18 protein-coding genes and 2 pseudogenes are annotated in these 13305 nt (G+C 37.7%); 19 read left to right on the top strand and 1 reads right to left on the bottom strand.

The window, feature by feature from the left end; genetic code table 11:
• The 16 genes and pseudogenes from I7822_RS27395 to rpsI all read left to right on the top strand — a co-directional run.
• A pseudogene (locus I7822_RS27395) lies at positions 1 to 185 on the top strand (preprotein translocase subunit SecY); the annotation flags it as partial.
• 59 nt (positions 186 to 244) lie between these two features.
• Positions 245 to 907 carry an adenylate kinase gene (locus I7822_RS27390; RefSeq protein ID WP_207982217.1) on the top strand — a complete coding sequence of 221 codons (663 nt, stop codon included), beginning with the start codon at positions 245 to 247 and terminating at the stop codon, positions 905 to 907.
• Entirely contained in the window at positions 894 to 1640 is a 747-nt protein-coding gene (gene map, locus I7822_RS27385) for a type I methionyl aminopeptidase (RefSeq protein WP_207982216.1), read from the top strand. Before I7822_RS27390 ends, map begins: the two co-directional genes overlap by 14 nt.
• A gap of 78 nt (positions 1641 to 1718) precedes the next feature.
• Positions 1719 to 1971, top strand: a pseudogene (locus I7822_RS30075) (KOW domain-containing RNA-binding protein); the annotation flags it as partial.
• Positions 1949 to 2167 (top strand): translation initiation factor IF-1, encoded by a 219-nt coding sequence (infA, locus tag I7822_RS27380; RefSeq protein ID WP_010191517.1) that lies wholly within the window; start codon positions 1949 to 1951, stop codon positions 2165 to 2167. The pseudogene I7822_RS30075 and the gene infA, both read left to right, overlap by 23 nt.
• 36 nt (positions 2168 to 2203) lie before the next feature.
• Entirely contained in the window at positions 2204 to 2317 is a 114-nt protein-coding gene (gene rpmJ, locus I7822_RS27375; protein WP_003156543.1) for a 50S ribosomal protein L36, read from the top strand.
• Between the two features lie 22 nt (positions 2318 to 2339).
• Positions 2340 to 2705: a 30S ribosomal protein S13 gene (rpsM, locus tag I7822_RS27370; RefSeq protein ID WP_066330404.1), complete on the top strand. Its 366-nt coding sequence runs from the start codon at positions 2340 to 2342 to the stop codon at positions 2703 to 2705.
• A gap of 21 nt (positions 2706 to 2726) precedes the next feature.
• A complete protein-coding gene (gene rpsK, locus I7822_RS27365; RefSeq protein ID WP_066330403.1) occupies positions 2727 to 3116 on the top strand; it encodes a 30S ribosomal protein S11 in 390 nt (129 codons plus the stop codon).
• Positions 3117 to 3296: 180 nt separating this feature from the next.
• Positions 3297 to 4241 carry a DNA-directed RNA polymerase subunit alpha gene (locus tag I7822_RS27360; RefSeq protein WP_207982215.1) on the top strand — a complete coding sequence of 315 codons (945 nt, stop codon included), beginning with the start codon at positions 3297 to 3299 and terminating at the stop codon, positions 4239 to 4241.
• Between the two features lie 119 nt (positions 4242 to 4360).
• Positions 4361 to 4756 carry a 50S ribosomal protein L17 gene (rplQ, locus tag I7822_RS27355; protein ID WP_066330401.1) on the top strand — a complete coding sequence of 132 codons (396 nt, stop codon included), beginning with the start codon at positions 4361 to 4363 and terminating at the stop codon, positions 4754 to 4756.
• A 235-nt stretch (positions 4757 to 4991) separates the two neighbouring features.
• Positions 4992 to 5831, top strand: coding sequence for an energy-coupling factor ABC transporter ATP-binding protein (locus I7822_RS27350; protein ID WP_207982214.1), 840 nt, complete (start codon positions 4992 to 4994; stop codon positions 5829 to 5831).
• A complete protein-coding gene (locus I7822_RS27345) occupies positions 5807 to 6673 on the top strand; it encodes an energy-coupling factor ABC transporter ATP-binding protein (RefSeq protein ID WP_207982213.1) in 867 nt (288 codons plus the stop codon). The genes I7822_RS27350 and I7822_RS27345 overlap by 25 nt, the downstream gene beginning before the upstream one ends.
• Positions 6670 to 7467, top strand: coding sequence for an energy-coupling factor transporter transmembrane component T family protein (locus I7822_RS27340; protein ID WP_207982212.1), 798 nt, complete (start codon positions 6670 to 6672; stop codon positions 7465 to 7467). The genes I7822_RS27345 and I7822_RS27340 overlap by 4 nt, the downstream gene beginning before the upstream one ends.
• 9 nt (positions 7468 to 7476) lie before the next feature.
• Positions 7477 to 8217: a tRNA pseudouridine(38-40) synthase TruA gene (gene truA / locus I7822_RS27335; protein WP_207982211.1), complete on the top strand. Its 741-nt coding sequence runs from the start codon at positions 7477 to 7479 to the stop codon at positions 8215 to 8217.
• Between the two features lie 153 nt (positions 8218 to 8370).
• Positions 8371 to 8808 carry a 50S ribosomal protein L13 gene (rplM, locus tag I7822_RS27330; RefSeq protein ID WP_207982210.1) on the top strand — a complete coding sequence of 146 codons (438 nt, stop codon included), beginning with the start codon at positions 8371 to 8373 and terminating at the stop codon, positions 8806 to 8808.
• Positions 8809 to 8828: 20 nt separating this feature from the next.
• A complete protein-coding gene (gene rpsI / locus I7822_RS27325) occupies positions 8829 to 9221 on the top strand; it encodes a 30S ribosomal protein S9 (protein WP_066330395.1) in 393 nt (130 codons plus the stop codon).
• Between the two features lie 111 nt (positions 9222 to 9332).
• On the opposite strand, the gene I7822_RS27320 is transcribed toward rpsI, so the two are convergent.
• Positions 9333 to 9704 carry a tyrosine-type recombinase/integrase gene (locus I7822_RS27320; protein WP_243459720.1) on the bottom strand — a complete coding sequence of 124 codons (372 nt, stop codon included), beginning with the start codon at positions 9702 to 9704 and terminating at the stop codon, positions 9333 to 9335.
• A gap of 355 nt (positions 9705 to 10059) precedes the next feature.
• Here I7822_RS27320 and nagZ point away from each other — a divergent pair, with 355 nt between their 5' ends.
• The 3 genes from nagZ to I7822_RS27310 all read left to right on the top strand — a co-directional run bounded on the left by nagZ (position 10060) and on the right by I7822_RS27310 (position 13278).
• Positions 10060 to 11373, top strand: coding sequence for a beta-N-acetylhexosaminidase (nagZ, locus tag I7822_RS27315; RefSeq protein WP_207982209.1), 1314 nt, complete (start codon positions 10060 to 10062; stop codon positions 11371 to 11373).
• Between the two features lie 720 nt (positions 11374 to 12093).
• Entirely contained in the window at positions 12094 to 12177 is an 84-nt protein-coding gene (locus tag I7822_RS30520) for a hypothetical protein (RefSeq protein ID WP_307847904.1), read from the top strand.
• 393 nt (positions 12178 to 12570) lie between these two features.
• Positions 12571 to 13278 (top strand): winged helix-turn-helix domain-containing protein, encoded by a 708-nt coding sequence (locus tag I7822_RS27310; RefSeq protein WP_207982208.1) that lies wholly within the window; start codon positions 12571 to 12573, stop codon positions 13276 to 13278.
• The last annotated feature ends 27 nt before the right edge of the window (positions 13279 to 13305 follow it).

Genomic DNA, 13305 nt, shown 5'->3' with positions numbered 1-13305 from the left:
TCGGTTCTCTTTTCTTAGCAGCTATAGCTGTTCTTCCTGTTTTCTTCATTAAGTTTGCTGATCTTCCTCAATCGGCTCAGATTGGTGGAACAAGCTTGTTGATTGTTGTAGGGGTTGCCCTTGAGACAATGAAACAGCTTGAAAGTCAGTTAGTGAAACGTCATTATAAAGGCTTTATTAAGTAATGAGGTTATGGGAAACACTTCCCATTCCCTCAAAATAGAGACTGAGGGGGGGAATACAAATGAATTTAGTATTGATGGGCCTTCCAGGTGCTGGTAAGGGTACTCAGGCTGAACGTATTGTCGAAAAATACGACATCCCTCATATCTCAACAGGAGATATGTTCAGAGCTGCTATGAAAGAAGAAACAGAACTAGGTTTACAAGCTAAGTCATTTATTGACAAAGGTGAACTTGTACCAGATGAAGTGACCATAGGTATTGTTCGTGAACGTTTGGGAAAGAATGATTGCCAAAATGGGTTCCTTTTAGATGGTTTTCCTAGAACTGTTGCTCAAGCAGATGCGCTTGAGGGTATTCTAGCAGAACTAAGCAAACAGATTGATTATGTAGTCAACATTGAAGTAAATAAAGATATCCTTATGGAGCGCTTAACGGGTCGTCGTATTTGCAAAGACTGTGGAGCTACTTATCACTTAATATTTAATCCGCCTGCTGTTCAAGGTGAATGTGATAAATGTGGTGGAGAGCTTTACCAACGTGCAGACGATAACGAAGAAACGGTTGCAAATCGTTTAGAAGTTAACCTTAAGCAAACTGAACCATTATTAAACTTTTATAACGATAAAGGCTATTTAAGAAACATTAATGGTGAACAGGATATAGATAAAGTATTTGTTGACGTTAATCAGCTGCTTGGAGGATTAGTGCATGATCATTTGTAAGACTCAGCGTGAACTTGAGATTATGCGAGAAGCTGGTCGAATCGTTGCTTTAACACACCAAGAGCTGCAAAAATACATTAAACCTGGTATCTCTACAAAAGAATTGGATGCAATTGCCGAAAAGTATATTCTCGGATGTGATGCAATTCCATCTTTTAAAGGGTATAATGGTTTCCGCGGGAGCATTTGTGCTTCTATTAATGAAGAGCTCGTTCATGGAATACCTGGTGATCGTGTATTGCGTGAAGGAGATATAATTAGCATCGATATTGGTGCAAAACACAATGGTTATCATGGTGATTCTGCTTGGACCTATGCTGTAGGTGCAATTTCTGATGAAACTCAGCGACTTTTAGATGTTACTGAGGAGTCTCTATATATAGGACTTAAAGAAGCAAAACCAGGTGAAAGACTTTCAAACATTTCTCATGCAATTCAAACTTATGTTGAAGAACATGATTTTTCTGTTGTAAGAGAATATGTCGGCCATGGTGTTGGGCAAGAATTACATGAAGATCCGCAAATCCCCCATTATGGTCCACCTAATAAAGGTCCAAGGCTAAAGCCTGGGATGGTATTAGCTATTGAACCAATGGTAAATGCGGGTACCCGTTATGTTAAAACATTGGCAGATGAATGGACAGTCGTTACAGTTGATGGTAAAGTGTGTGCTCATTTTGAACATACAGTTGCTATTACTGAAAATGGCTATGAAATCCTAACAAAAGCCTAACCAGAAGGTGACATTGCTTGAACGAACCTAATTCGATTCCATGCATATGTCAATTTGTCTTAAATTAGGCAAGTACTATATGCCATATTGATTGGAATTTTCGGATGTCATTTCGTTTAAAATGCTGATGGAGAAATGCGAAAGTTTGATTCTCCTAGTAGAAGAATGTTCATCATCTAGAATTCTTTACCTGAGTATCTCCGGAAGTTCAGAACAGTATAGTGGAAACAGGTCGTGTGACAAATGGAAGTTGAACTTTAAGTTTGTCAATGAGCAAGTTACTGATTTTGAGAAGGGAGAACAGTTCGATGGCGAAAGACGATGTAATTGAAGTAGAAGGCACTGTCATTGAAACATTGCCAAATGCAATGTTCAAGGTAGAACTTGAGAACGGTCATACGGTTTTAGCGCATGTTTCTGGAAAGATTCGCATGCATTTCATTCGTATTTTACCTGGAGACAAAGTAACGGTAGAATTATCTCCATATGATTTAACTCGTGGACGAATTACGTACCGTTTTAAATAATTTAGCACTCCGTACTACTAAGGAGGTATTAAGATCATGAAAGTCAGACCATCTGTTAAACCGATTTGTGAAAAATGTAAAGTCATTCGCAGAAAAGGCAAAGTCATGGTTATTTGTGAGAATCCTAAACATAAGCAAAAACAAGGTTAATCTATAAGGAGGTGCAAGCTTAATGGCTCGTATTGCAGGTGTTGATATTCCTCGTGACAAACGTGTTGTCATTTCATTAACATATATCTTCGGTATCGGACGTCCAACTGCTGAGAAAGTTCTAGCACAAGCTGGAGTTTCTGAAGATACTCGTGTACGTGATTTAACGGAAGAAGAGTTAGGAAAAATTCGTGATGTAATCGATAAGCTTAAAGTTGAGGGAGATCTTCGTCGTGAAATCTCTTTAAACATTAAACGTCTAATCGAGATCGGTTCATTCCGCGGTCTTCGTCACCGTCGTGGCTTACCAGTTCGTGGACAAAACACGAAAAATAATGCTCGTACGCGTAAAGGACCACGTCGTACTGTTGCAAACAAGAAAAAATAATGTAAGGGAGGTTAACCAGTAATGGCACGTAAAACGAACACTCGTAAACGTCGTGTGAAAAAGAATATTGAGAGTGGTATTGCTCATATTCGTTCAACTTTCAATAACACGATTGTTACTATTACAGACACTCATGGTAATGCAATTTCATGGTCTAGTGCTGGTGCGTTAGGTTTTAGAGGTTCTCGTAAATCTACTCCTTTCGCTGCACAAATGGCTGCTGAAACAGCAGCAAAAGCATCACAGGAGCATGGTTTAAAAACACTAGAAGTTACTGTTAAAGGACCAGGTGCAGGACGTGAAGCAGCAATTCGCTCACTTCAAGCTGCAGGTTTAGAAGTAACGGCTATTAGAGATGTTACACCAGTTCCACATAATGGATGCCGTCCGCCAAAACGTCGTCGTGTGTAAATTTTCTGTATAGATTTTGTATCCCTGTCTATAATGGGTTATGATACAGTATATAAGTTCTAGCAGAATCACTTTGTTGTTGTGCACATTCGGGAACTTTTGAATGGGGAATTTCGGTTAGACGTTTTATCAAATTTCTAGTCTAGCCGGGGTTTCGACGTTTTGAAGGAGGGTTTATAGATGATAGAAATTGAAAAACCAAAAATCGAAACGGTTGAAATCAACGATGATACCAAATATGGTAAATTCGTCGTCGAGCCACTTGAGCGTGGATATGGTACTACTTTGGGTAACTCCTTACGTCGTATCCTTTTATCCTCACTCCCTGGTGCCGCTGTAACATCGATCCAAATAGATGGCGTACTTCATGAGTTTTCAACGATCGAAGGTGTTGTTGAAGATGTTACTTCGATTATCTTAAACATTAAAAAGCTTGCTCTTAAAATCTATTCAGATGAAGAAAAGACGCTTGAGATTGATGTTCAAGGCGAAGGAAGTGTAACAGCTTCTGACATTACTCATGATAGTGATGTAGAAATTCTAAATCCAGATCTTCATATTGCAACTCTTGCATCAGATGCTAGCTTTAGAATGAGACTAACAGCTAAGCGTGGACGTGGTTATACTCCAGCTGATTCAAACAAAAGAGAGGATCAACCAATTGGAGTTATTCCAATTGATTCAATCTTCACACCAGTTGCACGTGTTTCTTATCAAGTAGAGAAAACACGAGTTGGCCAAATTGCTAACTATGATAAACTGACACTTGATGTTTGGACAGATGGTAGTACTGGACCGAAAGAAGCAATTGCTTTAGGTTCAAAGATTCTCACAGAACACTTAAATATTTTTGTTGGGCTTACTGATGAAGCTCAAAATGCAGAAATTATGGTGGAAAAAGAAGAGGATCAAAAAGAAAAGGTTCTTGAGATGACGATTGAAGAGCTAGACTTGTCTGTTCGTTCTTACAACTGTTTAAAACGTGCTGGTATTAATACAGTACAAGAGCTTGCTCATAAAACAGAAGAAGATATGATGAAGGTTCGTAATTTAGGTCGTAAATCTCTTGAAGAAGTTAAGGCAAAATTAGAAGAACTAGGTTTAGGTCTTCGAAAAGACGACTGACGACTAGTTAGAAAATTAACTAGCGTTTTCGTATGTTTCAATAGATCAATTGTTTCTATTTACGTTATATTAACATGTTCTAAAAAACATACATTATACAACGAAGGAGGGGACATCACATGTCATACAGAAAATTAGGTCGTACTAGTGCTCAACGTAAAGCTATGCTACGTGACTTAACAACTGATTTAATTATTAGTGAGCGCATCGAAACAACTGAAGCTCGTGCGAAAGAATTACGTTCTACTGTTGAAAAGATGATTACATTAGGAAAGCGCGGAGACCTTCATGCTCGCCGTCAAGCTGCTTCTTATGTACGTAACGAAGTGGCAGAGGTTGTAACTACTACAACTGAAGAAGGTAAAGAGAAGGAAAAACCAAAATATGCTTTAGAAAAGCTTTTCAGTGATATTGCTCCACGATACGAAGATCGTCAAGGCGGTTACACTCGTATCATGAAACTTGGACCTCGCCGCGGTGACGGTGCACCAATGGTTATCATTGAATTAGTTTAATATTACTTTTTTACTACAAGGGCGTGACAGTTGCAAAACTGGATCAATGCCCTTTTTTTATAGGATAAGAAGTATTTTACTAAATCATACTTTTAGCGCCTAGCTCTTTTTTGGACGAGTGAATAGGAGGAGGGAGAACACTCGAGTATCTTCTATTCACGTCGTCTAATTTGATAGAGGCTGGTCAAGGCGCTTGCGCTTTTCTTAGTAAGAAAGAGTTTAGGGGAGTCGAGCAATGAGTCAAACAATCATAGATGTAGAAAGCGTAACGTTCCATTATCATCAGGAAGCTGCTCCCGCCCTAGAAAATGTTTCTCTTAATGTTAAACAGGGTGAGTGGCTTGCTATTGTTGGTCATAATGGCTCTGGTAAATCTACTTTAGCACGTATTTTAAACGGGCTATATATACCTGACAAGGGAAAAGTTAAAGTCTGTGGGATTGAACTATCTGATAAAACGATTTGGGACATTAGAAAGCATGTTGGCATGGTTTTTCAAAATCCAGATAATCAGTTTGTCGGTACAACCGTTAAGGACGATGTTGCCTTTGGCCTCGAGAACAATGGTGTACCAAGAGATGAGATGGTAAATAGAATAGAATGGTCTACTAAGCAGGTTAAAATGGACGCTTTTCTTGAGAATGAACCACATCATCTTTCAGGGGGGCAAAAACAACGTGTAGCGATTGCCGGGGTAATTGCTGTTCAACCTGACATCATCATCTTAGATGAAGCCACATCTATGTTAGACCCACTTGGTAGAAGTGAAGTTATAAAAACAGTACGTGAGTTAAATAATCAAGGGGATTTAACGGTTATTTCAATTACTCATGACTTAGAAGAAGCATCAAAAGCTGATAGAATGATTGTTATGAATGGTGGACGCAAGTTCGCGGAAGGTACACCTGAAGAGGTATTTATGCTTGATGATAAACTAGTTGAAATTGGTCTAGATTTACCGTTCCCTTTTCAATTAAGCAAAAGGTTAAGAGCTGCAGGAGTTCCTATTCAAAACAACCACTTAACTGAGGAAGGTCTGGTGAATGAGCTTTGGACATTACAATCAAAAACTTAGAATATCGTTATCAGGCTCGTACACCATTTGAAAGACTAGCCCTCTATGATATAAATCTATCGGTTAAGAAGGGAACGTATTTATCGATCATTGGACATACTGGTTCTGGTAAGTCAACGATTCTTCAGCATTTGAATGGACTATTAAAACCTACAAAGGGATCAATTCAAATTGGAGAACACATTATTGAGGCGGGAAAAAAACAAAAGCATCTTAAGGTAGTAAGGAGCCTTGTTGGGATTGTTTTTCAGTTTCCTGAGCATCAGCTTTTTGAAGAAACAGTTGAAAAGGATATTGCGTTTGGCCCAATGAATTTTGGCGTAAGTGAAGAAGCTGCAATCATAAAGGCACGAGAGACTTTAGAAATTGTTGGATTACCAGAATCAATTCTACAAAAATCACCCTTTGATTTAAGTGGTGGTCAAATGAGAAGGGTTGCGATTGCCGGTGTATTGGCAATGGGTCCTGAAGTTCTTGTCTTAGATGAGCCAACTGCAGGTCTGGACCCTAGAGGTAGAAAAGAGATTATGGACTTATTCTATCGATTGCAAAAGGAGCAAAATCTTACGATTATCCTTGTTACCCATAGTATGGAGGATGCGGCTAAATATTCCGATGAGATCATTGTTATGCAAAAGGGAACAATTGAAATGCACGGTACTCCAAAAGAAATATTTAGTGAAGCAGATAAGTTGTCAGCTCTAGGGCTGGATTTACCTGAAACAGTTAAGCTTCAACGTCAATTAATGGATAGGGGTTTATTATTTAACGAGATTCCACTAACAATTGATGAGACTGTTGATCAGATAAAGGCTTTGATGGGTGAGGTGAACCCATTATGATGGACAGTATTATCATAGGGAAGTATGTTCCTGGTCAATCACTTATTCATAGGTTGGATCCAAGATCAAAGTTAATGATGATTTTTGTGTTCGTTTTTATTGTGTTTTTGGCGAATAATCTTTTAACTTACTTTGTACTAGGAATATTCACATTGGTTATCGTGGCACTAACAAAGTTACCAGTGAGCTTTCTACTAAAAGGTCTTAAGCCTGTATTATGGATTATTTTATTTACGTTTATTCTCCATCTTTTTGTTACAAAAGAAGGAGAAATCCTATTAGATTTAGGCTTTTTCCGTATTTATGAAGAAGGGCTAAAACAAGGGATTTATATTTCATTACGGTTTTTATATCTGATTTTAATGACAACAATATTAACACTCACGACCACACCAATAGAAATTACTGATGGGATGGAAAGCTTGTTGGCTCCATTTAAAAAACTAGGGTTACCAGTACACGAGCTTGCTTTAATGATGTCAATTTCATTACGTTTTATACCGACATTGATGGAAGAAACAGATAAGATATTAAAGGCACAAATGGCACGTGGCGTTGACTTCACTAGCGGACCTGTTAAAGACCGTTTGAAGGCTGTTGTACCTTTACTAGTTCCTCTCTTTATAAGTGCCTTTAAACGGGCTGAGGAGCTTGCTACAGCAATGGAAGCTAGAGGATATAAAGGTGGAGAAGGTAGAACTAAGCTGAGACAGTTACAATGGGGAGTTCTAGACACTTCAGTTATATCGTTACTAGTCGCTTTAGGGTTAATATTAATTTATTTACGGACATAGGAGCAGAAGATGAGAGTAAAATGTATTGTTTCTTATGACGGCACAAATTTTAGTGGATACCAAGTCCAACCAAACAAAAGGACGGTTCAAGGCGAAATTGAAGGAGCTTTACTAAAGCTCCATAAAGGTAAACCTACAAAAGTTCATGCCTCAGGGAGAACCGATGCAGGGGTTCATGCTCTTGGACAAGTATTTCATTTCGATACCAGTTTAACGATTCCTGAGGAAAAGTGGCCATATGCCTTGAATAGCTTACTACCTGAGGATATTGTGATAGTAGAAGCTAGCTATGTAAGTCCAGATTTCCATGCGCGTTTTAATACGACTGCTAAGGAATATCGCTATCGTATTAATCAACAAAAGATGAAAGATGTCTTTAAGAGAAATTACAGCTTCCATTATCCGTATAAGCTTAATGTGAGCGCGATTAGACAAGCTTCTATCCATTTATGTGGGACACATGATTTTACGAGCTTCTGTGTGGCGAAAACAGAGGTAGAAGACAAAGTAAGAACGATCTATTCAATCGAGATTATAGAAGATGATTCAGAAATTATTTTTAGTTTTATTGGAAATGGTTTTCTGTATAATATGGTACGAATCCTAGTTGGGACATTGTTAGATGTAGGGCAAGGTTATACAGATCCCAATAGTATTCCTGTAATACTTGAGGGGCGTGATCGGAGCTTAAGCGGTAAAACGGTCCCTGGTCATGGATTATATTTATGGAAAGTTCATTATGACAACTAAACCAGGTGTAACATTTTCTTGACATTATGCTCTTTAAGTTATATCATATCTAATGGTATGTATTTCAACCCCACGAATAAGCCCCGGAATCTTATCGTGTTATGAAATAGAAGTAAGAACCAATATATTTTAATTTACTAGGAGGGAATAAACATGCGTACAACGTTTATGGCAAACGCTGGAAATATCGAACGTAAATGGTACGTAGTGGATGCTGAAGGCAAGACTTTAGGTCGTCTTTCAAGTGAAATTGCATCTATCTTACGTGGTAAGCATAAACCAACATATACACCACATGTTGATACAGGAGATCATGTGATCATTATCAACGCTGAGAAAATTGAATTAACAGGTAAAAAATTAACAGATAAAATTTACTACCGTCATAGTCAATTTCCTGGTGGTTTAAAAACAAGAACTGCATTGGAAATGCGTACGAACTACCCTGAAAAAATGCTTGAATTAGCAATCAAGGGAATGCTTCCAAAAGGATCTTTAGGTCGTCAAATGGCTAAAAAATTACATGTATATGCTGGTAGCGAACATCAACACCAAGCACAACAACCTGAAGTTTACGAACTTCGCGGATAATTATAAAGGAGGTTATTAATTTGGCACAGGTTCAATATTACGGTACTGGCCGTCGTAAAAGCTCAGTAGCTCGTGTACGTTTAGTACCAGGCGAAGGTCGTATTGTTGTAAATAATCGTGAAATTAAAGATTATATCCCATCAGCTGCATTAATCGAAGATATTAAGCAACCATTAAACTTAACTGAAACTGTAGGTAACTACGATGTACTTGTTAACGTTTCAGGCGGTGGAACTACAGGTCAAGCTGGCGCTATCCGTCATGGTATTTCTCGTGCTTTATTAGAAGCAGATCCAGAATACCGTGCAACTCTTAAGCGTGCAGGTCTATTAACTCGTGACGCTCGTATGAAAGAACGTAAAAAATACGGTCTTAAAGGCGCTCGTCGTGCACCTCAGTTCTCAAAACGTTAATATTCTTTATATATCAACGTTTAAAACCCTTTCTCGGATTTCCAAGGAAGGGTTTTTTATTGTGAAATAATCCATTTGAATCCCCCTTGAATCCCCCTTGAATACCCTTCCTCATAAATCCATATAACTTTTAAATAAATTTGTTACTTTTTCTTTCGCTGTATTTGTCACATGAGTATAGATATTCATTGTTGTTTGAATGTCTGTATGACCTAGTCTTACTTGAACATCCTTAATACTTGCTCCAGCTTCGAATAGTATAGAAGCATGGGTATGTCGGAATCCATGAATGGTAATAGGCTGAAATTCTTTGTGCTTTTCGAAAATAGCGGCTAGCTTATCATTTAAGCTAGCTAAGCGGATTAACTTCATTTTTCTTTCATTGTAGTCGAACCGAGTTAACAATGGTTGATGTTCATCACATATAAAAGGTATATTTATGTCTTTATACTCTTCTATTTGCCTTCTACGCCATTTTTCCAACACTGTTAGGGGTTTAGTTATCAATACTAATTAAACGGCGTGATGCAGGTGTTTTGGGCGTCTGTAAGAGTTGCTGCCCTTTTGTTACAACCAGTGTCTTCTTAAATGATATAGTTTTATTGATAAAATCAATATCTGTTATTATCACTTACAGGTTGACAGTAATAAAAGAGAGCATTTGATATGATACCTTTGTTAGCGGCTAATGAATTAAGAAAAAATAAAAGAAATAACTTATTATCTTTAATGGATTGGAAATAAATGGAGTCCTATATACAAAACCATAAATGTTATTCAAGAAAAGGGCGCGATTGTTGAATATTAGATGTGAAAACACCAATCAAGGGAGGAAATTATGAATAATATAAAAAATTGGCACAGGTTATTTTTTATTTTTTCTTTCATTATGATACTAACTCTGATCGGATGTAACCAAGCTTCCAACCATAACATGGAAGAAAATAATAACAACACAGAAAATATTGCAGATAAAAGTAATAATGATGAGATCGAAAATGAAGAGGATGAGGAAGTAAATGATTCTGAAGAATCTCCGCCTAATGCAGTGACGGATCCGATAAAAGAAATAATGGATTCCATGTCGATAGAGGAAAAAATTGGCCAAATGTTAATGTTTGGATTTGAAGATTCACAAGTCAATGATGAAACTAGAAAATTAATAGAAGATTATCATGTTGGAGGGGTCATATTATTTAAGAAAAATATTTCAGGTGCGCAACAATTATTGGATCTGAATAATAAAATAAAAGAAATAAATTCTCGGTTACACGATACCCCGATCTTTATTTCTGTAGATGAAGAAGGAGGCTTAGTATCAAGAATGCCACCTGAAATCATAAACCTTCCGGACAGTAAAGATATAGGAGATGCAAATAATGCAGCGCTTGCCTACCAGGTCGGGGAAGCCATAGGTGAAAGGGTAAGTTTCTTTGGCTTTAATATGACAATGGCACCTGTTCTGGATATTAACAGCAATCCAGCCAACCCGGTAATTGGAAAGAGGGCTTTTGGAGATAATAAGGAAATTGTTTCAAAGATGGGAATCGAAGAAATGAAGGGTATCCAATCCAAAAATATCATTCCGGTCGTAAAGCATTTTCCGGGTCATGGGGATACAGATGTGGATTCCCATTTAGGTTTACCGATTGTGAATCATGGTACAGAAAGGCTCCAACAATTGGAATTGTTGCCGTTTCAACATGCTTTTAATCAACAAGCAGATATGACGATGGTCGCACATATATTGTTGCCTGAAATTGACCGCGACTATCCTTCCTCTTTATCCAAAAATGTAATCACGGACATTTTAAGAGAAGAATTTAACTTTGATGGGGTAGTGATCACGGACGACATGACAATGGGGGCTATTATGGAAAATTATGATATTGGGGAAGCTTCCGTAAAAGCCGTTCAAGCAGGAAACGACATTATCTTGGTATCCCACGGCTATGAAAATAAAATAAAAGCTGTCAGCAGTTTGACTAACGCAGTAAAGGACGGGACTGTAAGCGAAGAGAGAATAGATAAAAGCGTTGAAAGAATTTTACACTTAAAAAAGAAATATAACCTATCAGATAGTCTATTGGATAATATCGATATTAATAAGATTAATCAATCATCGAAAGAAATCCTTGGGGCTCTTCGATAATTATCCTGAAAGTGCAGACGCTCTGGTTTCGTTTAATGTCATTGTCATATTTCTCAATCTCCTTTAAGGTTTGTTATTGTCATAAAGAGTTTCTGGGCACTGATTAAACAAATGCTATGATATTTCAGCAAATAATTGAATAGCCGATTATCCTGAAATAAGCAAATATTCCTGATGAAAGGACAATTTGTTTGTGTATTACCAGTTTTATTCCCTATTAGAATTAAGATCAGACAATATAGGGAAGTCGCAAATGGATTATCCCCATGAGAATTATTACCTTTTATTTAACTAACAAAGAGCGATAGTTGAAGAAGAGATTGAACAAAACGGCTCTTTTTGTTGCACCCAGGGGACAGGTAATTGAAGAACTCGGCGATACATCCAATGTATCGGACGATCTAAAAGCAACCTAAGTCCCAAGTGAAATTCAATAGAGATCTGTTTAAGCGATATGTATCTAAACAAAATACACAACTTAAAGAAAGCCAAAAAGGCATGCTTGATAAAATGGGAGTTGAGGCGGTTGAGAACCTTGATCAAAAACAAGCGTCCTCCTTAATAGAATTCCTTAAGAAAGGGGCTGATCGACTTTTTTTTGTTTTGTATCACTAGGCGATATAACATAAGAATTCATCAAAAACCTTGATATTTAATACAAAAGAGCCCGATATGCGAAATGATATATAATCAAATGAACGAGCTTTCTCTTCCAAGGAAGTGGCAGAAGAAGTGGGGATTGCAACACCCACTGTTCGAAAGTATGGCCAAATCTTAGAGCGTAATGGATATGTGTTCTTTTAAGGTGGTGATAGGCGTATCTTTGTTCAATCCGACATCAAAGCGCTTATAGCGTTACGCGATACGGACTAGCCCGTATGCGATACAGCTAAAGACCTTGTGTATCAACAAACAGAAAGATTAGAAGGATCCAATGAAACAGAGATTGCGATACCCGATACATATGACAATTTACCTCACGATCCCAATCAATTAAAAGAGCCCTTAACGTTTTTAGCTAATGAACTCGCAGCCACATGAAATGAATATCCAACTGACAGACGGTGTGTCTCAGCTTAAACAACGGTTTCCCGGCTCCAGCGAGATCATCTTGTTATAAGTGTTTCGTATCGCGGGGCAATATAACTTGCGAATTCATCAAAAAACCTTCATATTTAATAGAAAAGGAGTTCCGATATGCGAAATGATATACAATCAAATGAACGAGCTTTCTCTTCCAAGGAAGTGGCAGAAGAAGTGGGGATTGCAACACCCACTGTTCGAAAGTATGGTCAAATCTTAGAGCGTAATGGATATGTGTTTTTTAAAGATGGTGATAGGCGTATCTTTGTTCAATCCGACATCGAAGCGCTTATAGCGTTACGCGATACGGACAAGCCCCTAGACGATACAGCTAAAGACCTTGTGTATCAACAAACAGAAAGATTAGAAGGATCCAATGAAACAGAGATTGCGATACCCAATACATATGACAATTTACCCCAAGATCCCAATCAATTAAAAGAGTTTTTAACGTTTTTAGCCAATGAACTTGCTGCCACACGTGAAATGAATGTCCAACTGACAAACGGTATATCTCAGCTTAAAACAACGGTTTCCCGGCTCCAGCAAGATCATCATGTTATAAGTTCTAGTATTGGAAATTCAGCGCAAAAAACTCATTCTAAAATTGAAAAATTAACTGAACAACAAAAGATCCATTACGAAACATTGCTGCAACAAGAAAAACAAAAAAGCGAATTCTTACAAAAAGAAATACAAAATATGCGGGACGAACAGAAAAAAGAATGGCGTTCACAAAATGATTTTAATAAACGTTTAGAAGAAGCGATACAAAAACCTAAAGAAAATTGGGGGAGGCTTTTCTCCATATTCCGTAAATAAGGTGCCTATTTGAGACTCTTTTTTTGT

Source organism: Metabacillus bambusae (assembly GCF_017497975.1).
Classification (GTDB): domain Bacteria; phylum Bacillota; class Bacilli; order Bacillales; family Bacillaceae; genus Metabacillus; species Metabacillus bambusae.
This window is presented reverse-complemented; position numbering and strand designations above follow the sequence as displayed.